The 21,582-nt window shown below is 60.3% G+C and carries 20 protein-coding genes; 12 read left to right on the top strand and 8 right to left on the bottom strand.

All coding sequences use genetic code 11. The features are described 5' to 3' along the window. Positions 1 to 14: 14 nt before the first annotated feature. The 5 genes from norW to B2J69_RS08220 form a co-directional block, all read right to left on the bottom strand. Positions 15 to 1,154, bottom strand: a complete 1,140-nt coding sequence (gene norW / locus B2J69_RS08240) for an NADH:flavorubredoxin reductase NorW (protein WP_081138193.1) — start codon at positions 1,152 to 1,154, stop codon at positions 15 to 17. Positions 1,155 to 1,158: 4 nt separating this feature from the next. Continuing rightward, positions 1,159 to 2,592, bottom strand: coding sequence for an anaerobic nitric oxide reductase flavorubredoxin (gene norV, locus B2J69_RS08235; RefSeq protein ID WP_081138191.1), 1,434 nt, complete (start codon positions 2,590 to 2,592; stop codon positions 1,159 to 1,161). Between the two features lie 202 nt (positions 2,593 to 2,794). Continuing rightward, on the bottom strand, positions 2,795 to 3,154 hold the full coding sequence (locus tag B2J69_RS08230) for a DUF1971 domain-containing protein (protein ID WP_081138189.1): 360 nt from the start codon (positions 3,152 to 3,154) through the stop codon (positions 2,795 to 2,797). Between the two features lie 13 nt (positions 3,155 to 3,167). Next, positions 3,168 to 3,401, bottom strand: coding sequence for a DUF2526 family protein (locus tag B2J69_RS08225; RefSeq protein WP_081138187.1), 234 nt, complete (start codon positions 3,399 to 3,401; stop codon positions 3,168 to 3,170). 4 nt (positions 3,402 to 3,405) lie between these two features. Continuing rightward, complete coding sequence (locus B2J69_RS08220) at positions 3,406 to 3,666, bottom strand: hypothetical protein (RefSeq protein ID WP_081138185.1); 261 nt, start codon at positions 3,664 to 3,666, stop codon at positions 3,406 to 3,408. A gap of 154 nt (positions 3,667 to 3,820) precedes the next feature. On the opposite strand from B2J69_RS08220, the gene norR reads away from it, so the two are divergent. Then, positions 3,821 to 5,347 (top strand): nitric oxide reductase transcriptional regulator NorR, encoded by a 1,527-nt coding sequence (norR, locus tag B2J69_RS08215; RefSeq protein WP_081138183.1) that lies wholly within the window; start codon positions 3,821 to 3,823, stop codon positions 5,345 to 5,347. A gap of 10 nt (positions 5,348 to 5,357) precedes the next feature. Here norR and B2J69_RS08210 read toward each other — a convergent pair whose 3' ends face one another. Next, complete coding sequence (locus tag B2J69_RS08210; protein WP_081138181.1) at positions 5,358 to 6,542, bottom strand: MFS transporter; 1,185 nt, start codon at positions 6,540 to 6,542, stop codon at positions 5,358 to 5,360. 1,017 nt (positions 6,543 to 7,559) lie between these two features. Between B2J69_RS08210 and arnB the strand changes: the two genes are divergently transcribed. From arnB to B2J69_RS08170, 8 genes are all read left to right on the top strand, one after another. Then, positions 7,560 to 8,696 (top strand): UDP-4-amino-4-deoxy-L-arabinose aminotransferase, encoded by a 1,137-nt coding sequence (gene arnB / locus B2J69_RS08205; protein WP_081138179.1) that lies wholly within the window; start codon positions 7,560 to 7,562, stop codon positions 8,694 to 8,696. A gap of 1 nt (position 8,697) precedes the next feature. Then, the gene (gene arnC, locus B2J69_RS08200) at positions 8,698 to 9,684 is read left to right on the top strand and encodes an undecaprenyl-phosphate 4-deoxy-4-formamido-L-arabinose transferase (protein WP_081138177.1); all 987 of its coding nucleotides are present in this window, start codon (positions 8,698 to 8,700) and stop codon (positions 9,682 to 9,684) included. Further along, complete coding sequence (gene arnA / locus B2J69_RS08195) at positions 9,681 to 11,660, top strand: bifunctional UDP-4-amino-4-deoxy-L-arabinose formyltransferase/UDP-glucuronic acid oxidase ArnA (protein WP_081138175.1); 1,980 nt, start codon at positions 9,681 to 9,683, stop codon at positions 11,658 to 11,660. The genes arnC and arnA overlap by 4 nt, the downstream gene beginning before the upstream one ends. Further along, positions 11,657 to 12,547, top strand: coding sequence for a 4-deoxy-4-formamido-L-arabinose-phosphoundecaprenol deformylase (gene arnD / locus B2J69_RS08190; RefSeq protein ID WP_081138173.1), 891 nt, complete (start codon positions 11,657 to 11,659; stop codon positions 12,545 to 12,547). Before arnA ends, arnD begins: the two co-directional genes overlap by 4 nt. 25 nt (positions 12,548 to 12,572) lie before the next feature. Beyond that, positions 12,573 to 14,234, top strand: a complete 1,662-nt coding sequence (gene arnT, locus B2J69_RS08185) for a lipid IV(A) 4-amino-4-deoxy-L-arabinosyltransferase (RefSeq protein WP_081138171.1) — start codon at positions 12,573 to 12,575, stop codon at positions 14,232 to 14,234. Then, entirely contained in the window at positions 14,231 to 14,551 is a 321-nt protein-coding gene (gene arnE / locus B2J69_RS08180) for a 4-amino-4-deoxy-L-arabinose-phosphoundecaprenol flippase subunit ArnE (protein ID WP_081138169.1), read from the top strand. The genes arnT and arnE overlap by 4 nt, the downstream gene beginning before the upstream one ends. Beyond that, on the top strand, positions 14,548 to 14,907 hold the full coding sequence (gene arnF, locus B2J69_RS08175; protein WP_094078492.1) for a 4-amino-4-deoxy-L-arabinose-phosphoundecaprenol flippase subunit ArnF: 360 nt from the start codon (positions 14,548 to 14,550) through the stop codon (positions 14,905 to 14,907). The genes arnE and arnF overlap by 4 nt, the downstream gene beginning before the upstream one ends. A 374-nt stretch (positions 14,908 to 15,281) precedes the next feature. Then, positions 15,282 to 16,727, top strand: coding sequence for a methyl-accepting chemotaxis protein (locus B2J69_RS08170; protein ID WP_081138165.1), 1,446 nt, complete (start codon positions 15,282 to 15,284; stop codon positions 16,725 to 16,727). On the opposite strand, the gene B2J69_RS08165 is transcribed toward B2J69_RS08170, so the two are convergent. Beyond that, complete coding sequence (locus B2J69_RS08165) at positions 16,724 to 16,927, bottom strand: DUF3606 domain-containing protein (protein WP_081138163.1); 204 nt, start codon at positions 16,925 to 16,927, stop codon at positions 16,724 to 16,726. The two genes, B2J69_RS08170 and B2J69_RS08165, sit on opposite strands and share 4 nt — an antisense overlap. Positions 16,928 to 17,248: 321 nt before the next feature. On the opposite strand from B2J69_RS08165, the gene B2J69_RS08160 reads away from it, so the two are divergent. The 3 genes from B2J69_RS08160 to B2J69_RS08150 all read left to right on the top strand — a co-directional run bounded on the left by B2J69_RS08160 (position 17,249) and on the right by B2J69_RS08150 (position 21,142). Next, on the top strand, positions 17,249 to 17,479 hold the full coding sequence (locus tag B2J69_RS08160) for a transcriptional regulator (RefSeq protein ID WP_081138161.1): 231 nt from the start codon (positions 17,249 to 17,251) through the stop codon (positions 17,477 to 17,479). A gap of 260 nt (positions 17,480 to 17,739) precedes the next feature. Continuing rightward, the gene (locus B2J69_RS08155) at positions 17,740 to 19,290 is read left to right on the top strand and encodes a methyl-accepting chemotaxis protein (RefSeq protein ID WP_081138159.1); all 1,551 of its coding nucleotides are present in this window, start codon (positions 17,740 to 17,742) and stop codon (positions 19,288 to 19,290) included. A 364-nt stretch (positions 19,291 to 19,654) separates the two neighbouring features. Then, positions 19,655 to 21,142: a sensor domain-containing diguanylate cyclase gene (locus tag B2J69_RS08150; RefSeq protein WP_081138157.1), complete on the top strand. Its 1,488-nt coding sequence runs from the start codon at positions 19,655 to 19,657 to the stop codon at positions 21,140 to 21,142. A gap of 1 nt (position 21,143) precedes the next feature. On the opposite strand, the gene B2J69_RS08145 is transcribed toward B2J69_RS08150, so the two are convergent. After that, positions 21,144 to 21,545: a cupin domain-containing protein gene (locus tag B2J69_RS08145; protein ID WP_081138155.1), complete on the bottom strand. Its 402-nt coding sequence runs from the start codon at positions 21,543 to 21,545 to the stop codon at positions 21,144 to 21,146. Positions 21,546 to 21,582 lie beyond the last annotated feature (37 nt).

The following is a 21,582-nucleotide window of genomic DNA, read 5'->3' as shown; positions in this document are numbered from 1 at the left end:
GGGCCTCGCCGCCCTTAGCCGTCCTGCCTGATGCTTTTCAGCATCGAGAAGGCCAGCGGCATATGATCTTCGCTTACCACAAAGGCGCGCAGATCGCCCTCTCTGTTCACGCCACGGGCAATCATGCCTGAGGAGGAAAAGCTCACCTCCCAGTTCAGGGCGGGATCCGCCGTCTCGCCCGCCAGATGCAGCGGCATATCCGGCGTTTTTACCCTGATTAACGGCGTAGGCAGCCGCAGCGTTGCCGCATCGCCCGTGAGGTTTTTTGCCAGCGTCACTGCCGCCAGCGTCGTCGGCTGCAGGAAAGGCCTCACTGTTCCCTGAATCTCCGCGCAGTCGCCCAGCGCGTAAATATCGCCGTCGGATGTCGTCAGCGCGTCATCGACCACAATGCCCTGGCGCACCGCTAAACCCGCCTCGCGCGCCAGTGCGACATCCGGGCGCAGACCGATGGCGCAGATCACCGCATCGACGCGCAGCTGCTCTCCCTGATGAAAAGAGGCCACCAGCGCATCCTTATGACGTTCGAGACGGCAAAGAGCGTTGTTAAACAGCAAACGTGCGCCCTGCTTCAGCAAAGCGTGCTGCAGGCGGGCCGCGATCTCCGGCGGCAGCAGCGTGGAGAGCAGATGCGTACTGCGATCCACCACCGTCACCGCTTTGCCGGCGCGCTGGAGATCCATTGCCAGCTCGGCGCCGATCAGTCCGCCGCCCACCAGCAGCACGCGCTTCGCCTGCTGCACGGCGGCTTCGCAGCGGCGGTAATCCTGCTGGCTGTTCAGGGTCACCATTAGCTCGCGTCCGCTAATCGGCGGCACCATCGGCAGCGCGCCGGTGGCCAGAACCAGCTTGTGGTAAGGGAAGTCGCCCGCGTCGCTGCGGACCAGGTGATTTGCCGCGTCGATGGCGCGCACCCGCGTATCGGGCAGCAGCGTGATGTTCTGGGACTCCGCCCAGGCCGCCGCCGGCTGACGCGTGAGATCCTCCGCGCGCTGGCGCCGGCTAAAAACGTGGCTCAGCTCCGGCTTGCTGTACTCATCGCCGCTGTCCGCTGCGATTACCCGAATCGGTGCCGCGTTATCCCGCTGCCGGATGCTTTTTACCAGCTGACGCGCGGCGAAGCCGGAACCGATAATAACGATTTCTGCTGACATCGCGTTACCCCTCATAAGGATCGAAAACCTCTTTGCCCAGCGCGCAGCCGGGGCAGAGAAAATCGTCGGGCACCGCTTCCCAGCAGGTGCCCGGCGCGACATCCTGGCCCGGCTCGCCTTCCGCCGGGTCATAGACCCACTGGCAGACGCTGCAGATCATTTTCTGCGCGCCCTCGCCGTTTTCCACGCCGCTGGCAGACGCTGTTTCAGCAGCAACGGCAGGCGCGGCAGCGGGCAGAGGCGAAAGCGCCCACTCGCGCGCAACGCTGCGGCCATGCTCGCGGCACGCCTCCAGCGCGCTTAAATCGGGACGCCATTTCACTTTCAGGGCGATGGTCATATCGAAACCGGCGTCCTGCAGGCGCGTCGCGACCCGATCGACCGCGCCGCCGGTCCAGCCATAGGAGCCGAAGGCGGAGGCGCGTTTGTTGCGAAACTTCAATCCGGTAATCTCTTCGAGCATCCCGGCGATTTTTGGCATCATCACGTTATTCATGGTGGAGGAGCCCACCAGGATCCCTTTGGAGCGGAAGCAGGAGGTGATGATCTCGTTTTTGTCATGCACCGAGGCGTTGTAAACCTTCACGGCGACGCGCGGGTCTGTTTCGCGGATCCCTTCGGCGATGGCGTCGGCCATCATGCGGGTGTTGCTGGACATGGCGTCGTAAAAAATCGTGATGCGATCTTCCTGATAGTCCGCCGCCCATTTCAGATACAGCTCGACAATCTGCGTCGGGTTATCGCGCCACACCACGCCGTGCGAGGTGGCAATCATGCTGACCGGCAGGTTAAAGCCGAGAATTTCGTTGATCTTCGGCGTCACCAGCCGGGCAAAAGGGGTCAGAATATTGGAGAAGTAGCGCTGGCACTGATCGAAAAGCTCCTGCTGATCGACCTCATCGTTAAACAGGTGTTCGTCGCAGTAATGCTGACCAAAGGCGTCGTTGCTGAACAGCACCGCATCCTCTGTCAGATAGGTCATCATGCTGTCGGGCCAGTGCAGCATCGGCGTTTCAACGAAGATCAGTTTTTTGCCGTTGCCGATATCCAGCGAGTCGCCGGTTTTCACCACCTTAAAATTCCACTCGGGATGATGGTGATGGCCGTTAATCGAATCGACGCCGTTGGCCGTACAGTAGACGGGCGTATCAGGGATCAGCGCCAGCAGCTCCGCCAGCGCCCCGCTGTGATCCTCCTCCGCGTGGTTAATCACAATGGCGTCGAGGGTGTTCAGGTCGATCTCTTCCGCGAGATTTTTCACAAAATCGGTTCTGAACTTGAGATCGACGGTGTCGATCAGCACCTTCTTCTCTTCTTTAATCAGATAGCTGTTGTAGCTGGTGCCGCGCTGCATTTTGTACTCTTTGCCGTGGAAGTGCTCAACCTCCCAGTCGCGTTTGCCTACCCAAAAGATGTTGTTTTTGACATGAATGTTCATTAGCTGCCTCGTAGCCGGTGTGATTTGTTGCTTTGCTAATGCAGCTGCCGTGCCAGTTATTAACTTACTGAAAAGCAATGGATTTATTTTTATAAAGTCATAATGACATTGAAGAGAAAAGGTCAAAGCGACAATTTATTGTTTTTAAGACAATAAAGCAGGCAATAAAAAACCCGCCGAGGCGGGTTGAAAGGAGAAGCGGCTAGCGGGCCGGCTGCAGATGCACCACCTGGCCGATCCCTTGCCCCTCAAGCTGCGCGCCGGGATCGGCAAAAAAGTCGATGTTGAAGCAGGTGTCAGGGGTCAGCAGTTCGATATGGTGCCAGTACTGGGGCGGACTAATGCCGAACTGACCCGCGTTGATGACGATTTCCCTCTCAGGTGACCTCTCGTGTTCGGCGGCAAAGCCATAATATTTTACGGCGCCGCGCATCACGCATAGCCGGCCAAACACGCCCTTTTTGGTATTGTGGTGGGTCAGCAGCGCCCTGGGCACGCTGTTGCGATCCCAGAACGGCGTAGAACGGGTGTGAACGAAATGGGCAGGAATAGTATGAGCCATGATAAACCTCCGGTTAAACGATGATGCCGCCCTGCGTCAGCCACTGGCGGCGCTGCTCGGCCAGTTCAGCTTTCTCCGTGCTGTGGCGAAACACCGCCACGCGCAGGCGCTGCTGCTGCTGGTAGCGCGCCTCGCGCGACAGCGCCTCATCCTCGCTGAGCTGGCAAAGCAGGATATTCATATCGCGGATAACGTTGCGTTCGATCGCCTTGTCTACCGCCTCGATAACGTCATCAATATGCGCCATAGCATCACCCGAGATAGGTATTGAGCTGCTGTAACAGCAGCGCGCCGGCCAGCATCAGCGAGACCGGAGTACAGGGAATATCGAGATCGACCCAGGCTTTGCGGCCTTCGTAGTCGGTTTCAAAACGCAGGCGATCGGGCGCGGTCTGCTTGCCGCTAAACCCAATGCCGCGACGCGTGCCGCCAAACGCGGCCCAGCGCAGCGCCTTTGCCGCCGTTGCAATGTCGCGGTCGCTTAACGTCTTCTCTTTCAACAGCTCTGACATGGTGATCCCCTTACAAGGCTAAGATGTCTCTTTAATAATGAGCATAATGCGTGCCAGAAAGGATGTGCCTGATTTGTTTGAATCCCGGCGGGTTCAGTGTTTATATGACACGCTGTTGCATTGTGATTTTTACCCCTCGTGTGGAAATGACACCATGACGCTCTCTGTGCAATCCCTTGCCGCGCTGGCGGTGGAGATCCAAAACGGCCTGCAGAATCGGGATCGTTTTACCCGCCTTATCAACTCCATTCACCACGCGCTGCGCTGCGACGCCACCGCGCTGCTGAGGTATGAAAACAGGCAGTTTCGCCCGCTCGCCACCGCCGGGCTGGCGCCCGACGTGATGGGACGCCGCTTCAGCCTGGAGGCGCATCCGCGCCTTGAAGCGATTGCGCGCGCCGGTGACGTGGTGCGCTTTCCCGCCGACAGCGACCTGCCCGACCCCTATGACGGACTGATCCCCGACCAGCAGGAGCTGCACGTTCACGCCTGCGTGGGAATGCCGCTGTTTTCCGGCCAGTCGCTGATCGGCGCGCTGACGCTCGACGGCATGAACGCCGCGCAGTTTGACCCCTACAGCGATGAAGAGCTGCGCATCCTGGCCAGCCTGACGGGCGGTGCGCTGAGCAACGCGCTGCTGCTGGATCGGCTTGAAGAGCCCGCCTCTTCCTTCGTGCCGCCGCCGCACCGGCCTGAGGATAATGAAGAGGCGGAGATCATCGGCGAGTCGGTGCCGATACGCCATCTGAAGAAAGAGATCGGCGTCATTGCCCCGTCCGATTTAAGCGTGCTGATCCTCGGCGAAACGGGCACCGGCAAAGAGCTGATCGCCCAGGCGCTGCACCGGCAGTCGACGCGCGCCGCCATGCCGCTGATCTACCTTAACTGCGCGGCGCTGCCGGAGACGGTGGCCGAAAGCGAGCTGTTTGGCCACGTGAAAGGCGCCTTTACCGGCGCGATCCATGACCGCAAGGGCAAATTCGAGCTGGCGGATAAGGGCACGCTGTTTCTGGATGAGATCGGCGAACTGCCGCTCTCTCTGCAGGCGAAACTGCTGCGGGTGCTGCAGTATGGCGATCTACAGCGCGTCGGTGAAGATCGGGCGCTGACCGTCGACGTGCGCATCATTGCCGCCACCAATCTGGATATCCGCCGGGCGGTTACCGAAGGGAAATTCAGGGCGGATCTCTATCATCGGCTCAGCGTTTTCCCGCTGTTTGTGCCGCCGCTGCGCGAGCGCGGCGAGGATATCGTGCTGCTTGCCGGTTTCTTTTGTGAAAAATGTCGCAGCAAGTTCGGCCTGCAGAGCGTGGCGCTCAGCCCGGCGGCCGGTGCGCAGCTCACCACCGCCAGCTGGCCAGGCAACGTGCGCGAGCTGGAGCATGCAATCTATCGCGCCACCCTGATGGCGCAGGCGGAGAGTCGCAGCCGGGACGTGGTTTTGCTGCCGCAGCACTTCAGCCTCGACGGCGGCAGGCTGGTGGTGCCGACCGCGCCAGCAACCTTTACGGCCAGCGAGTTGCCGGAGAGAAGCCTGCACGAGGCGACGCGCCAGTTTCAGCGCGACTATATCCAGCAGGTTTATCAAACCAGCGGCAAGGTCTGGGCGGAAACGGCGCGTCGCCTCGAGGTTGATCCCGGCAACCTGCACCGCCTGGCGCGCAAGCTCGGTTTGAAATAATCCCGATCCCTTACGCCCGCTCAGGAGCGAAGCGGGTTAAAACCAGGGTAAAGAGGCAGATAACCGCGCCGGCAAAAAAGGTGGATGCAGAGCCCCACAGCTCCCAGAGCAGACCCGCGCCAGCGCTGGCCAGCAGTAGCCCCACGCCGCTCAGCAGACTGAAAAAGCCGAACGCCGTTCCTCGCAGGTCAGCCGGCGCCGTGCGGGCGATCATGGCATTGAGCAGCCCCTGCGTCATGCCCATATGGACGCCCCACAGCGCGACGCCGGCAATGATGCCAGCCCAGCTCTGACTGAGCGCCAGCACCACGTCAGCGGCAATCAGCACGCCAAGGCCCGCCTGCAGCAGCCGACGATGGCTAACGCTGTCTGACCAGCGTCCGAAGGGATAAGCGGTTAACGAGTAGACCAGGTTCATGGCGACCATCACCAGCGGAATAAGCGCAAGCGGCAGGCCGACCTCCTGGGCGCGCAGCACAAGGAACGCCTCGCTGAAGCGGGCCAGGGTGAAAACGCCACCGAGGCCAATTACCCACCAGCACGCCGCGCCAAGCCGTTGCAGATTCTCTTTTTTAATCGGGCTGGTGCGCGGCGCGGTAACCGGCGCGCGCGGCTCTTTCAACCCGACCATCAGCAGGCCAACGGCCAGAAAGGCAGGGATCACCGCGACCCAGTATACGGCGCGAAAATCGTTGTCCCACAGCAGCATCAGCCCAACGGCGAGCAGCGGGCCCAGGAAAGCGCCGGTGGTATCAAGCGCCTGACGCAGGCCATAGGCGGCGCCGCGGATTTCCGGCGGCGTGACGTCGGCGACCAGCGCATCGCGCGGTGCGCCGCGGATCCCCTTTCCTACCCGATCGATCATGCGGGCGCCGAAGATCATACCGGCGGTCAATGCCAGTGCAAAAAGCGGTTTACTGAGCGCGCCAAGCCCATAGCCCACCACCGCCAGCCCTTTGCGTTTGCCGATAGCGTCGCTGATGACGCCGGAAAAGATCTTAATGCAGAGCGCGGTGGCCTCGGCGATGCCCTCAATCAGGCCAATTATCACCACCGGCGTGCCGAGCGCGGTAGCCATAAACAGAGGAAGCAGGCTGTGTATCATCTCTGATGACACATCCATTAGCAGACTGACGAAGCCGATAATCCATACGCCACCGGGTATGCGTCTGAGTGTGGTAAAGCGAGCAAACATCACTGTTCCTTAGCCTGACGAAAGACGCATTAAACAACATATTTGGTTACAGGTTAATAAAAGGCGTATTTTTTCCAGGCCAGCGCAATGAAAAAACTGACGCGCTTATGGCGTGGCTTTCATTACCTCTCCCAGACACCATAGGCAAGGTCGGGAGTTCACTTTGCGGTATTTCGCATTTAGCAGCGCATCTCTGGGATGATAAAACGTGCCGATAAAGATCCGCAGGGTAATGTCAGGCAAATGACGACAGGATTTGCTATGCAGTACAAAGCATCCAGAGGGATCGCATTCAAGCGACAGGTAATAAAAGCTGCTCATGGCGTTAAACATTAATAAGTTGCATTTGATATACAATATTCAACACCCTGACATAAATTGATACATCAGAAAAACCTATCGCTGAGAAAGGCACAGCCTGTCAACATTACGCAAGATTACTCCCTGCTTTTGGCCGTTAGCACGAGATAAAAAAACAGCCAGCAGAGAATATGCGCTATGTCCTTCCTTTAGTCGTCTGCATTAATTTAACCTTAAGATGAAAATAAATAGTTTTGCGCCTGTCTTAACAGGAAAAACGCGCTGCCGTCGCAGATAAGCTGTTTTTAACCTGCCCGTTCTCACTGCCAACGCCAGCGCCTCTTTGCTCCCGTCACTCATCATGTTGATGCAGGAAATATTAATAAACCCTTTCAGAAAAGATCGTGATTATTTTAAAACCTGGAATTATTTATTAAGGTTTTATTAATTTACACAACCTGCTCAGGGCGTAACACGTCGCGCTGTCACCCTGAATGAGGTTATTTTAGGTTTTAAGGGTTCCTTAAGGTTTGGCGACTATTGTTTTTTATTACTCACTCTACTAACCGCCTGTCGCAACGTGAAAAAGTAAAAAGTAAACGCTACATCAACAAAAAGAAAATAAATTTTATTATTGCCATTTTTTGCTGGGATATAAAACGAAATTATCGCGCCTGATAATTTTATTTTGCTCAATCAGTTGGATGGAAATTAACAATGTCATTTCTCTCTTTTTCACGTCCTTCGCTCGGTCAGGACGAACTGGCGGCGGTTCAGGCGGTATTCGCCTCAGGCTGGATCACCACCGGCCCGCAGAATGCGGCGCTTGAGCAGGCTTTCTGCCAGCTGACCGGCAATCAGCACGCCATTGCGGTCAGCTCGGCTACCGCAGGCATGCACGTCACGCTGCTGGCGCTCGATATTCAGCCGGGCGATGAGGTGATCACCCCGTCGCTGACCTGGGTGTCGACCCTGAATATCATTACCCTGCTGGGCGCGACGCCGGTGATGGTGGATATCGATCGCGACACGCTGATGGTGACGGCGCAACAGGTGGAAGCGGCGATCACACCGCGCACTCGCGCCATCATTCCCGTCCACTATGCCGGCGCGCCTGCTGATATCGACGCCATCCGCGCCGTTGGACAGCGCCACGCCATCCCGGTCATCGAAGACGCCGCGCACGCCGCCGGCTGTTACTACAAGGAGAGACATATCGGCGACGCCGGCACCGCGATCTTCTCTTTTCACGCCATCAAAAATATGACCTGCGCCGAAGGCGGCCTGATCGTCACCGACGATGCGAGGCTGGCGGATCGCATGCGCAGCCTAAAGTTTCACGGACTCGGCGTCGATGCCTACGATCGTCATACCCATGGGCGCAAGCCGCAGGCGGAAGTGATCATGCCGGGCTTCAAATACAACCTGCCCGATATTAGCGCCGCCATCGCGCTGGTGCAGCTTAACAGGCTGGCGGACTTTAACGCGCGCCGCGCCGCCATCGCCCAGCGCTACCTGCACGCATTGGCCGACACCCCCTTTCTGCCGCTGGCGCCGCCTGACTGGCCGCATCAGCACGCCTGGCATCTGTTTATCATTCGCGTCGACGAGGCAACCTGCGGCATCAGCCGCGATGCGCTGATGGAGGCGCTTAAAGCGGTGGACATCGGCACCGGCCTGCACTTCCGCGCCGCCCACACCCACAAATATTACCGTGAACGCTATCCGCATCTCTCTCTGCCCAACACCGAATGGAACAGCGAGCGCATCTGCTCGCTGCCGCTGTTCCCGGATATGCGCGATGAGGATGTCGAGCGCGCAATCGGCGCGTTACGTCAGATCGCGGGGGTCTGAGATGCAGCCAGAACAACCGATTCGTAAAGTCTCCGTGGTGATCCCGGTCTTTAATGAAGAAGAGAGCCTGCCCGAGCTGATGCGCCGTACCGAGAGCGCCTGCAGCGGCCTCGGGCTGGAGTATGAGATCCTGCTGGTGGATGACGGCAGCGCCGATCGATCCGCTGAGCTGATCGCCGACGCCGCCGCGCTGCCCGGCAGCCATGTGGTCGGGGTGCTGCTGAACCGCAACTACGGCCAGCACTCGGCGATTATGGCGGGCTTTAGCCATGTCTCCGGTGATTTGACCATTACGCTGGATGCGGACCTGCAAAACCCGCCGGAAGAGATCCCGCGTCTGGTGCAGGCGGCGCAGCAGGGCTATGACGTGGTCGGCACCGTGCGGCAAAATCGCCAGGACAGCTGGTTTCGCCGCCGCGCCTCGCGCGCCATCAACCATTTGATCCAGCGCGTCACCGGCAAGGCGATGGGCGATTACGGCTGTATGCTGCGCGCCTATCGCCGCCATATCGTCGAGGCGATGCTCAACTGCCACGAGCGCAGTACCTTTATTCCGATCCTCGCCAACACCTTCGCGCGCCGCACCATTGAGCTGCCGGTCACCCACGCCGAGCGCGAATTTGGCGACTCAAAATACAGCTTTATGAAGCTGATTAACCTGATGTACGACCTGGTGACCTGCCTCACCACCACGCCGCTGCGCCTGCTCAGCATCGTCGGCAGCCTGATCGCGCTGGCCGGCTTCGCCTTCTCGCTGGTGCTGATCGTGCTGCGCCTGTTCCTCGGCGCCAGCTGGGCCGGCGACGGCGTGTTTATGCTGTTTGCCGTGCTGTTTATTTTCGTCGGCGCGCAGTTCGTCGGCATGGGCCTGCTTGGCGAGTATATCGGCCGTATCTACAACGATGTCCGCGCTCGCCCGCGTTACTTCATCCAGCGTGTTATCTCTCCGCAGCAGCATGCTTCTTCTGTACAGGAAACTGAGCAATGAAAACCATCGTCTTCGCCTACGCCGAAATGGGCTGTGCGGGCATTACCGCCCTGTTGAACGCCGGCTATGAGATTGGCGCAATTTTCACCCACGCTGACACCTCGCCGGAAAGCCACGCTTTTCCCTCCGTGGCACGCCTCGCGGCGGAGCACGGCATTCCGGTGTACGCGCCGGAAGATGCCAGCCACCCGCTGTGGGTCGACCGCATCAGGGCGATGCAGCCTGATGTTATCTTCTCCTTCTATTACCGCGCGCTGCTCAGCAGCACCCTTCTTGACTGCGCGCGCATCGGCGCCTTTAACCTGCACGGTTCCCTGCTGCCTAAATATCGCGGACGCGCGCCGCTTAACTGGGTGCTGGTTAACGGCGAAACCGAAACCGGCGTCACGCTGCACCGCATGGTAAAACGTGCCGATGCCGGCGACATCGTGGCGCAGCAGCGCGTGGCGATTGATGAGCAGGACAATGCGCTGACGCTGCACCGCAAGCTGGTCGCCTGCGCCGCGCAGCTGCTGGAAAGCGCCCTGCCGGCGATCAAGCGCGGCGAAATCGCCGCCACGCCGCAAAATGAGGCCGAGGCGACGAAGGTTGGCCGCCGTACGCCGGAGGATGGTCGCATCGACTGGACGCGCCCGGCGCAGGCGATCAACAACCTGGTGCGCGCCGTCACCGATCCCTGGCCTGGCGCCTTTGCCTTCGCCGGCACGGTGAAATTCGTGGTGTGGAAAGGCCGCGTGCACAGCGATGCCCCGCAGGCGAAGCCCGGCACCGTGCTGTCGGTAGCGCCGTTCCTCATCGCCTGCGGCGAAGGCGCGCTGGAGGTGGTCACCGGCCAGAGCGACAACGGCGTCTATATGAACGGCAGCCAGCTGGCGCAGAGCCTTGGCATGGTGCCGGGCGCGCTGCTCTATTCGCAGCCGGTCGCCGCGGTCAAACGCCGCACGCGCGTGCTGATCCTCGGCGTCAACGGCTTTATCGGCAACCATCTCACCGAGCGCCTGCTGCAGGATGATAACTTCGACGTTTACGGACTCGATATCGGTTCTGACGCCATCAGCCGTTTCCTCGAGCAGCCGCGCTTTCACTTTGTCGAAGGGGATATCAGCATTCACTCTGAGTGGATCGAATATCACATCAAGAAGTGCGACGTGGTGCTGCCGCTGGTGGCCATCGCCACGCCCATCGAGTACACCCGTAACCCGCTGCGCGTGTTCGAACTCGACTTCGAAGAGAACCTGAAAATTATCCGCGACTGCGTGAAGTACAAAAAGCGCATTATTTTCCCGTCGACCTCGGAAGTGTACGGCATGTGCACCGACGCCCATTTCGATGAGGATCACTCGAATCTGGTGGTCGGCCCGATTAACAAGCAGCGCTGGATCTACTCGGTGTCGAAGCAGCTGCTGGACCGCGTCATCTGGGCCTACGGCGAAAAAGAGGGGCTGCGCTTTACCCTGTTCCGGCCGTTTAACTGGATGGGGCCGCGCCTCGACAACCTCAACGCCGCCCGCATCGGCAGCTCGCGCGCCATTACGCAGCTGATCCTTAACCTGGTCGAAGGGTCGCCCATCAAGCTAATCGACGGCGGCGCGCAGAAACGCTGCTTCACCGATATTCGCGACGGCATCGAGGCGCTGTTCCGGATTATTGAGAACAAAAACAACAACTGCGACGGGCAAATCGTCAATATCGGCAACCCGGACAACGAGGCGAGCATTAAAGAGCTGGCCGAACGTCTGCTGGCGAGCTTCGAGCGCCATCCGCTGCGCGACCGCTTCCCGCCCTTCGCCGGTTTCCGCGAGGTGGAAAGCAGCAGCTACTACGGCAAAGGATACCAGGACGTTGAGCACCGTAAGCCTTCCATCAAAAACGCGCGTCGCCTGCTGGCGTGGACGCCGACGGTGGAGATGGACACCACCATCGATAACACGCTGGACTTCTTCCTGCGCACCGTTGAGCTACAGGACAAGCCATGAAGAAAGTCGGTTTGCGCGTCGATGTCGATACCTGGCGCGGCACGCAACAGGGCGTGCCGGCGCTGCTGGCGCAGTTTAGCCTGCATCGGCTGCAGGCCAGTTTCTTTTTCAGCGTCGGCCCGGACAACATGGGACGCCACCTGTGGCGTCTGATGAAGCCGCGCTTCCTGTGGAAAATGCTGCGCTCGCGCGCGGCATCGCTTTACGGCTGGGATATTCTGCTGGCGGGCACCGCCTGGCCGGGCCGGGATATCGGGCGCGGGCTGGGAGAGATTATTCGTGCCACGGCGGATCACCATGAGGTCGGCCTGCACGCCTGGGATCACTTCGCCTGGCAAACCTGGGCGGGCGTCTGGCCGCCAGAGAAGCTCGTCGAACAGATCGCGCGCGGTAAAGCGGCGCTGGAGGCGATAACAGGTGACAACGTCACCTGCTCCGCCGTGGCGGGCTGGCGCGCCGACGAGCGGGTCGTCGCCGCCAAACAGCCGTTCGGCTTCCGCTATAACAGCGACTGCCGCGGCAGCGGGCCGTTTATGCCGCTGCTTAGCGACGGCCGCCTGGGCACGGTGCAGATCCCGGTGACGCTGCCGACCTGGGATGAAGTGGTCGGCCAGCAGGTCAGCGCCGCCCGCTTTAACGATTTTATTCTGCAGCAGATGCTGGCCGCCGCCGGTGCGCCGGTTTACACCATCCATGCCGAGGTCGAGGGCATTGTTGGCTTAGCCGCCTTTGCCGAGCTGCTGAGGCGTGCAGAGGCGCTGGGCATCCGCTTCTGCCCGCTCAGCGAGCTGTTGCCCGCGGATCTCAGCACCCTGCCGCAGGGGCGCGTGGTGCGCGGCCAGCTTGCCGGACGCGAAGGCTGGCTGGGCTGCCAGCGCCCGGCGTAACGCAATTTTTTCACAGGAAACACGGATGCGTACAGGCACTAAAACCCTTTTGCTGCTGGCGCTTTTCGCGCTCTATTACCTGATCCCCATTGAGTTCCGCGCGCTGTGGCAGCCGGATGAGACGCGCTACGCCGAGATTAGCCGCGAGATGCTCGCCAGCGGCAACTGGGTAGTGCCGCACTTTTTCCACCTGCGCTATTTTGAAAAGCCCATCGCCGGCTACTGGATCAACAATCTCGGTCAGCTCATTTTTGGCCAGACTAATTTCGGCGTGCGCGCCGGGTCGATTCTCTGCACCGCGCTGAGCGCGCTGCTGCTCTACTGGCTGGGTCGGCGGCTGTTCAACAGCGATAAAATTGCCCTCACCGCCAGCATGATTTTTCTCACTTCACTGCTGGTGTATGGCGTCGGCACCTATGCCGTGCTCGATCCGCTGCTGCTGCTCTGGCTGGTGCTGGCGATGTGCAGCTACTGGCTGGCGGCGCAGGCGACCACCACGCAGCAGCGACTGGGCGGCTACCTGCTGCTCGGCGCCGCCTGCGCGATGGGCTTTATGACCAAAGGCTTTCTGGCGCTGGCGGTGACGGTGCTTGCCATCGTTCCCTGGGCGATCTGGCAGCGCCGCATGGGCGAGCTGCTGCGCTGGGGGCCTCTGACCATCGTTGTCGCCGCGCTGATTAGCGCGCCCTGGGCGCTGGCGATTAATCGTCAGGAAGGGGATTTCTGGCACTACTTTTTCTGGGTTGAGCACATTCAGCGTTTTGCCGAAGCCGACGCCCAGCATAAAGCGCCCTTCTGGTATTACCTGCCGGTGTTGCTGGCGGGCAGCCTGCCGTGGCTGGCGCTGCTGCCTGGCGCGCTGCTGAGCGCGTGGCGCGCGCGCGCTCAGCAGCCCGGCGCGATCTATCTGCTGAGCTGGGTGCTGCTGCCGCTGCTGTTTTTCAGCGTCGCCAAAGGCAAACTGCCGACCTATATCCTGCCCTGTTTCGCGCCGCTGGCGCTGCTGATGGCGCGCTACGCCCACGGCGCCAGCGCGCGGCTGGCGAAGGTCTTTACTCTCAACGGCTGGATTAACCTGCTGTCTGGCCTGCTGGCCGCCGCGCTGGTGGCTGGCGTGCTGGCGCCCTGGGGACTTGCGCATCGTCCGCTCTATGGCAGCCATGAAAAGCTGCGCGTGGTCTGCGGCGCGCTGGCGTTTCTCGGCTGGGCCGCAATGGGCTGGCTGAGCCTGCGCCCCGGCCGCGACCGCTGGAAGCTGGCGGCGCTCTGTCCGCTGGCGCTGGCACTGCTGCTCGGCTTCGCCCTGCCGCAAAAGGTGCGCGACGCTAAGCTGCCGCAGAGCTTTGTCCACGCCATACACCGCCAGCTGGCCGCCAGCGACCTGCTGCTGGCGGATAATCCCGGCATCGCCTCGGCGGTGGCCTGGGAGACGCGGCGCAGCGACATCACCTTTTTTGACGCCAAAGGCGAGCTGCAGTATGGCCTGAGCTACCCCGACGCCCGTTCGCGCTATGTCGACGGCAGGGCGTTCGCCAGCTGGCTGGCGGCGCATCGCCGTCACCACAGCGTCGCGCTGGTGATGCTGCTCGACAGCGGCCAGGCGGCGCCGGACGCCGATCTGCCGACGCCGGACAGGCAATATCGCCAGGGCCGCCTGGTCTATTACGGCTATAACGCCACGCCATGAGTCTTCTGCTGATCTTGCTGGTGAGCCTGCTGAGCTGCGCCGCCCAGCTCAGTCAGAAACAGGCGGCGTCGGTTGGCCTGCGCCGGGGCAAGCGCTGGATTGCGCTCAGCCTGCTGCTGCTGGGCGTGGCGATGCTGCTGTGGCTGGCGGTGCTGCGCGTGGTGCCGGTCGGCGTCGCCTATCCGATGCTTAGCCTGAACTTTGTGCTGGTGGCGATCGCCGCGCGCGCGATCTGGCGGGAGCGCTATACGCGGCGGCAGTGGCTGGGCACGCTGGCGATTGTCGTCGGCGTCGCGCTGATGGGGAGCCATCTGTGAAGGGGATGATGCTGGCGCTAAGCAGTATCCTGCTGGTGACGCTGGCTCAGCTGGCGCTGCGCATGGCGATGACTGGCGTGCCGCCCGTATCTCACTGGCTGAGCCGGTGGTGGATGGCGCACCCCGCTGCCTCGCTGCTGCTGGGTGCCGGACTGGCCGCCTATGGATTATCGATGCTGTGCTGGCTGCTGGCGCTGCGCCATCTGCCCCTTAACCGGCTCTATCCGCTGCTTAGCCTGAGCTATGTGCTGGTGTGGCTGGCGGCGGTTTCGCTGCCGGTTTTCAACGAACCCTTCCGCTGGAGCAGCCTGGCGGGCGTGATATTGATTATGCTGGGGCTACTGTTGAACAGCTAGCCACGCAACAAGGCGCGCCGGTAATCGCGCGCGGCAGCTAATTTACCGCTAAGGCAAATTTCTGCCGCTGCGCTTTAAAAATAATACCGCCCGATACTTAGTTAAATTAATGATGATTTTAGCCAGGGAATACATCGGCTAAACGTTTTCCCGGATTAAACGTATTAGCCGCCGTGGCTTATTTTCTGCTTTTTTTAGTTTAATAAACAAGACGATAACTGGCAGATAAAAAAATTAATCAGTTTTTCATTTCCTTTTTTTAAATTGCCTGCCAGACTGTCATTAACAAAAAGATAGCGTGCAATCGAATAGCAAGCTACTAAAAATGACGCAATACATTTTGACCAGACAGCAACAACACCAGGGAACCTGATATGCACTTTCTCAAGAACTTCACTATTCGCAGGGTCGTCCAGGTTATTTTACTGGCGGCGCTGCTGGTTGTGGCGCTGGCCGGGGCCTATGGCTCGGCCGTGCTGCGCGATATGCATCATCAGGCGCAGGGAAGAGATGCCGCTACCGCCCAGCTTGTTTTCCTGACGCGCGCCGGCAACGTCATCCGCTCCGGCTCGGCAGAGGAAAAAGCGGCCCTCGCCGGGGAAGCGCCTGACAGCGCCGACTGGGCGCCGCTGCGCACCGCCCTGACCGACGGCAGCGCCCTGTTTTCAGCGGCGTCAAACGAGCGGCTGCTGGCGCTGCAGCAGCAGCTGAACAGCGACGAAGCCGCGACGGTAACGGATCGCCATCGGCTGGAAATTGCCTTTTTCGTCGCCGCGCTGATCACGCTGGGGCTGCTCGCCTTCTGCGACCGTTTTCTGGTGGTGCATCTGGTCAGACCCCTTGGCGTGATGCGCGCCCATTTCAAAGGCATCGCCGCGGGCGATCTGACGCGCGAGCCGCAGGATTTTGGGCGTAACTGCGTCGGTCAGCTGGTGCCGCTGGTCAGACTGATGCAGCAGAGCCTGCTCAACACCGTGCAGGCGGTGCGCGACAATAGCGTCGTGCTGCGCCAGGAAGCGGCAGGCATCGCGGCGGGCAACGCCGATCTCTCCGATCGCACCACCCAGCAGGCAGCCGCGCTGGAACAGACCGCCGCCAGCATGGAGCAGCTGAGCGCCACGGTAAAAACTAACGCAGCGGGCGCGCGTGAGGCGCGCCAGCTGGCGGAGGCGACCGCGCAGACCACTCAGCAAGGCGCCACTCTGGTGACCTCGGTGTCACGCCTGATGGGCGACATCGCCGGCGAGGCGGAAAAAATCCGCCAGTTTACCGCCACCATTAACAGCATTGCGTTTCAGACCAATATTCTGGCGCTCAATGCCGCCGTCGAGGCCGCGCGCGCCGGCGAGCAGGGTCGCGGCTTCGCGGTCGTCGCCACCGAGGTGCGCACCCTCGCCCAGCGCAGCGCCGCCGCCGCGAAAGAGATTGAAGGCTTAATTAACGGCGCCGTGACGCGCGTGCAGGAAGGCGCCGTCGCCGCCGGCCGCGCCGGCGATACTATGGGCAGCGTGACCGCGCGCGTCGCCACGGTGAACGATCTGATCGCCCAGTTCGCGCTCGCTTCGGAAGAACAGAGCAAAGGCATTTCTCAGGTCACGCTGGCGATTGCCGAGCTGGATCGCGTCACGCAGCAGAACGCGTCGCTGGTGCAGGAAGTGGCGGCCTCGGCCGGCAGTCTTAACGGCCGGACGGAAATCCTCGCGTCGGTCATTAGCCATTTTACCTTTCCCGACGCGACGCCGCCGCAGCCTGGTCAGCCCGCCGCGGCTGACGCCCAGCCGCGCAGCAACGCGGGTGAATGGGTCGCTTTGCACCATTAATCGCGCGGGGGTCGCGCTGGCGGATTGGCGTCCAGCCAGCTGCGCACGCTCTCCGTCTCCGGGCCCGCTTCACGCACGGCCCGGACCAGCCGATCCTGCGTGGTATGCAGCGTCAGCATCCAGAAGGTGATTTGCCACTGCTCGCTGATTTCAATACGGGAGAGGTCAGCAGGCACGCGGCGAACAATTGGGTCTTTCATATCGGTTTCCTGATCGTCGGCACGTTAACGGGTGCCATGAATAACGGCCTTGTTTTGAAGCGACTTATCGTGAACCAATGACCCAGGATATAAACCGGATTTATCTCTAAAGGGGTCTGTATCGACATTATGAGAGGGTTCTGATGAATAAAATCTGAATAACCGCAGCGACAGGGAGATAAAACAGCCGGGAAGCGCAATGAAATATTTTTCATACCGCTTCGCTAATGACATCAATAAAAAATGATATTGCTAAAACGCGATATTAACCAAAAAGAGCGTTTTATAGCAGCGCCTACACTTTTTTCAGAGAACATCAATATGAGCACGACACCCTTTACGCCAGGCGTTATCGTCCAGACCGACGTGCGGCTGCTTCGCGTCGCCGCCGGGATGACGCAAGAGCGCGCCGCCGAGCGGTTTAACCTGAGCCTGCGGGTCTGGCAACTTAAAGAGGCGGCAAAAAATCCCGCGCTGTTCAGCCAGGGCGAGTATGAACTGCTGCTGTTACTGGCGGGAAAACATCCCCATTTTGAGCTGACGCCACGCTAGCGGGCTGACGGCGACAAGCTGGCGCAGGGCCGCGCCATTTTTCACATCCTTTCTATGGCGCTTATTAATTTCGCCCTTCAATCTTTTCATGCGCTTTGCCATCTTGTTGAAAGCCCAGGCTAAGCCGCTGGAAATAGCCTGATCCGCCACGTTAACGCTTTCATATATTTAATTGAAGCCCCCTGTTTTTCCTGCCGATAACCTACTGCTTTTTATAGATTCTTTATTTATTTTGCTCACACAGATGAAACGGGAAACAGATGTTTAAAAATTTACCCATTAAGAGAAAATTTTTCTTTTCTTTCGGCCTGATCGTGGCCCTGTTATTAATTCTCTGCGCTGCGTTTTACAGCAACTTTACCAGCATCGTGAGCTCAAATGACTGGAACATCCACAGCTGGCGCGTCATCGATAAGAGCCGCGCCCTGACGCAAAACCTGGTGAATATGGAAACCGGTCTGCGCGGCTATGCGATTAACGGTAAAGAAGAGATGCTGGATCCGTGGAAAACAGGCCAGGCGGATTTCCTGCAAGATTTGCAGGAGGCAAAATCGCTGACCGCAGATAATCCGGCGCAGCAGGCGCGCCTGAATACGCTATTACACCAGCAGCAGGCGTGGCAGGAAAGCTTTGCCACGGCGCTGCTGAATCACCGCCAGGCGCTCAACGCCGGTACCCTGTCGCAGAGCGACTTTAACGCCGCGTTTGACGCCAACAGCGGCAAACCGCAGATGGATCAGATGCGCCAGACCATTGCGGCGATCGTCAGCGGCGAAACCAGCCTGCTGACTCAGCGTCAGCAGTCGGTAAGCGCCGTTGAGACGCAGACCCGGCTGACGCTGTTTATCGGCGCGCTGCTGGGATTAGCCATCGCCTCTGCAGCGGGCTATCTGCTTGCCCGTTCGATTACGCGTCCACTGGCGGAGGCGGTGAACGCGGCGCAGGCGATCGCCGCTGGCGATCTCTCTACCGCCCTTGTGGCGCACTCCACCGATGAAACCGGCGTGTTGATCGCCACCTTCAAAACCATGCAGGATCAGCTGAAGCAGGTGGTTTCTGATATCCAGCGCGCGGCCTTCTCCATCGACAACGCCTCTAAAGAGGTCGCGCTGGGCAACACCGACCTCTCCGCGCGCACCGAGCAGCAGGCCGCCTCGCTGGAGGAAACTTCGGCCAGCATGGAGCAGTTAACCGCCACCGTCAGACAAAACGCCGCAAATGCGCAACACGCCAGCACGCTGGCGTCTGACGCCTCGCACGTTGCCCAGCAGGGCGGCGACGCAGTGGATCGCGTGGTGACCACCATGGCCGATATTTTCAGCAGTTCGAAGAGCGTGGTGGATATTATCGGCACCATCGAAAGCATCGCGTTTCAGACCAATATTCTGGCGCTGAACGCCGCCGTCGAAGCGGCGCGCGCCGGCGAGCAAGGCCGCGGCTTCGCCGTGGTCGCCAGCGAAGTACGTGCGCTGGCACAGCGCAGCGCCACCGCCGCGAAAGAGATTAAATCGTTAATCGAGGCCTCTAACCACCGCATTGCCGAAGGCAGCGAGCTGGCGGCGCAGGCGGGCAACACCATGAACGGCATCGTCAGCGCTATCAGCGACGTGTCGAGCATCATGTCGGAAATCTACACCGCCTCCGGCGAGCAGGTTAACGGCATTGAGCATGTCGGCATCGCCATTACTCAGATGGACGAGGTGACGCAGCAGAATGCCGCGCTGGTGGAGCAGGCCGCCGCCGCCGCCGCGTCTCTGGAAGAGCAGGCGGCACAGCTAAGTCGCGCCACGGCGATCTTCAAAGTCGCCTGAGATCCCTGCCTCTTATAAAAAAAACCTCGCCGCCGTGTAATGCTTGTCAGTTAAGGTCATGTTCAGGTAAGGCCGCTGTTTTCTCTAAATGGCGGCCTTTTCATTTACGCGTGTGGGCATGCTGGTGCAGGCCACTGCACCTCCTCTGCTGCCGGGCCGTCCCTGAGCGGCACCAGACTGCGTTATCACCCTATGCTTAACTGACACGCGAGGTTTTTGAGGGGTTGATAGCCCTCCCCCGTCTCCAGAGCAACAGCGTCTCCATCAACAGGTCCGCGGTTTACTGCTACCTTTTACAGATAACCCCTTGTTTTAGCGGTGAGCGACATTGCCATCCTTGCGTAACAGGACAACGGAGCGATCCGTGCTGCTGTTCCTGCTTTTTATCAGCCTGTTTATTGTCACCGCCTGTAGCTGGGCGTTATGGAAATCCTGGCAGGATCGGCTGCAGGATATCTCCATTCAGGCGCGCAACCAGTCGCTGTCGCTTTCCCGTCAGGCGCAGGACACCTTTCTTCAGGTCAGCATTGCGCTGGACGAAATCGCGCGTCAGCGGGAGGCGCTGTTCAGCCGCCCGGCGAGCTACAGCGGCAGCCGCGGCATTCTGGCGGGCCTCTCTGTGCCTCTGCCGCAGCTGGCAGGCCTGTTTGTCTATGACAAAGCGGGCAACTGCCTGGCAACCTCGCGCGGAAGTGTCGATCCTCAGATGAATAACGCCGATCGGGAATATTTTATCTGGCACCGCGACCACGCAAACCCTGGCGTGCATATCGGCCACGTGGTAAACAGCCGCAGCACCGACGAGCGGGTTATCCCGGTTTCGCTGCGCCTGAACGACGCCGACGGCAATTTTAATGGGGTGGCGCTCGGCACGGTGAAAGTCAGTTTTTTCCGCCAGTTCTACGGCTGGTATGAACAGATGCCGGGCGATCTGCTGGCGCTGATGAACACTGACGGCCTGCTGCTTTACGCGCGCCCCTTTCCCGACAGCGTCATTAACCGCAGCCTCTCTTCCAGCCCGCTGTTTACCACGCTGCTGAGCCAGTCGCGCATCGGCAGCGCTACCTGGAAGAGTCGTCTGGATGGCAAGGAGCGGCTGTTCGGCTACGCCAGGCTGGAGCGCTATCCGCTGGTGGTGGCGGTGGGCTATGAAACCCGGGCCATCCGGCACGGCTGGTGGATGAGCAATATCACCGCCATCAGCGTGAACGTCTTCACCTGGCTGCTGGTGCTGCTGTTCGGCTTCCAGATCCTGCGTCAACTGCGCGCCAACCGACTGAGCCAGCAGGCGCTCATGCGCAGCCAGGATGAGCTAAAGCGGCTCAACGGCACCCTGAGCGATCTGGCGATGCTCGACGGGCTAACCGGGCTGGGCAACCGGCGCCAGTTCGATTTCTATCTGGAGAAAAGCCTGAACGGCGCGATGACGCCGGTTTCCCTGATTATGTTCGATGTAGATTACTTTAAGCGCTACAACGACGCGTACGGACATATCGCCGGCGACCGCTGTCTGCAGGCGGTGGCGGCGGTGCTTAAGCACCTTCCGCTGCGCAGCACCGACCGCGTCACGCGCTACGGCGGCGAGGAGTTCGCCATTATTCTGCCGGGCACCGAGGCGCGGGATGCGGAGAAGGTGGCGTTCCGGGCGCTGGAGGCGATTCGCCGCGCGGCCTTGCCTCACGAGGCCAGCGAGCTGCCGGAAAAAATCGTGACGCTCAGCGCCGGGATCGGCGCCTCCGTTCCTGGCGGCACGCCGGATGCCCTGAAGCTGGCCGCCGACGAGGCGCTCTACACGGCGAAAAAATCGGGACGCAACTGCATCGCCGGCATGCAGGGCATCTGCCTGCTGTAGGCTAAAATTCCGACGCCTCGCCTGGCAGCGGCACGGAAAGCGGCTGCCCTTCCACGCCGGCATAAAAAATCACCAACTCTGCCGGCTGGTCGCGGGTATAGCCGCGATGGGCGCTGTCGAGGGTTTCATTGATCGCCTCACCGGCCTTTACGCTGTGCGTCGCGCCGCTCGCTTTGTCCTCAATGGTCAGCTCGCCGGAGAGCAAATAGGCAGTATTGGGCATGGGATGGGTATGCCAGGGCAGCTCGCTGTGCGCCGGCAGCGACATGCGCATTACCGTAATCTGCGGCTTGCCGACTGGGTAGGCGTTATAGGCCTGCCCGTTCCACGCCGCGCCGCTTTGCAGCACCTGTTCATGAACAGGCTCCCGGTTCGCCTCGCGGGCGGGTTTTTCATCCTTCATCGTTGCTCCTGCTAATTAGGGTCTGGTTCGAGTGTAG

Source organism: Pantoea latae (genome assembly GCF_002077695.1).
GTDB classification, from domain to species: domain Bacteria; phylum Pseudomonadota; class Gammaproteobacteria; order Enterobacterales; family Enterobacteriaceae; genus Pantoea; species Pantoea latae.
This window is presented reverse-complemented; position numbering and strand designations above follow the sequence as displayed.

Excerpts from the sequence above, each read along its gene's own strand:
- norW (WP_081138193.1), bottom strand. The coding sequence starts at position 1,154 with ATGTCAGCAGAAATCGTTATTATCGGTTCCGGCTTCGCCGCGCGTCAG.
- B2J69_RS08160 (WP_081138161.1), top strand. The coding sequence starts at position 17,249 with ATGAGCACGACACCCTTTACGCCAGGCGTTATCGTCCAGACCGACGTG.
- arnB (WP_081138179.1), top strand. The coding sequence starts at position 7,560 with ATGTCATTTCTCTCTTTTTCACGTCCTTCGCTCGGTCAGGACGAACTG.
- norV (WP_081138191.1), bottom strand. The coding sequence starts at position 2,592 with ATGAACATTCATGTCAAAAACAACATCTTTTGGGTAGGCAAACGCGAC.
- arnD (WP_081138173.1), top strand. The coding sequence starts at position 11,657 with ATGAAGAAAGTCGGTTTGCGCGTCGATGTCGATACCTGGCGCGGCACG.
- B2J69_RS08170 (WP_081138165.1), top strand. The coding sequence starts at position 15,282 with ATGCACTTTCTCAAGAACTTCACTATTCGCAGGGTCGTCCAGGTTATT.
- arnT (WP_081138171.1), top strand. The coding sequence starts at position 12,573 with ATGCGTACAGGCACTAAAACCCTTTTGCTGCTGGCGCTTTTCGCGCTC.
- arnA (WP_081138175.1), top strand. The coding sequence starts at position 9,681 with ATGAAAACCATCGTCTTCGCCTACGCCGAAATGGGCTGTGCGGGCATT.
- arnC (WP_081138177.1), top strand. The coding sequence starts at position 8,698 with ATGCAGCCAGAACAACCGATTCGTAAAGTCTCCGTGGTGATCCCGGTC.
- B2J69_RS08220 (WP_081138185.1), bottom strand. The coding sequence starts at position 3,666 with ATGTCAGAGCTGTTGAAAGAGAAGACGTTAAGCGACCGCGACATTGCA.
- B2J69_RS08230 (WP_081138189.1), bottom strand. The coding sequence starts at position 3,154 with ATGGCTCATACTATTCCTGCCCATTTCGTTCACACCCGTTCTACGCCG.
- B2J69_RS08155 (WP_081138159.1), top strand. The coding sequence starts at position 17,740 with ATGTTTAAAAATTTACCCATTAAGAGAAAATTTTTCTTTTCTTTCGGC.
- arnE (WP_081138169.1), top strand. The coding sequence starts at position 14,231 with ATGAGTCTTCTGCTGATCTTGCTGGTGAGCCTGCTGAGCTGCGCCGCC.
- B2J69_RS08165 (WP_081138163.1), bottom strand. The coding sequence starts at position 16,927 with ATGAAAGACCCAATTGTTCGCCGCGTGCCTGCTGACCTCTCCCGTATT.
- B2J69_RS08225 (WP_081138187.1), bottom strand. The coding sequence starts at position 3,401 with ATGGCGCATATTGATGACGTTATCGAGGCGGTAGACAAGGCGATCGAA.
- norR (WP_081138183.1), top strand. The coding sequence starts at position 3,821 with ATGACGCTCTCTGTGCAATCCCTTGCCGCGCTGGCGGTGGAGATCCAA.
- B2J69_RS08145 (WP_081138155.1), bottom strand. The coding sequence starts at position 21,545 with ATGAAGGATGAAAAACCCGCCCGCGAGGCGAACCGGGAGCCTGTTCAT.
- B2J69_RS08210 (WP_081138181.1), bottom strand. The coding sequence starts at position 6,542 with ATGTTTGCTCGCTTTACCACACTCAGACGCATACCCGGTGGCGTATGG.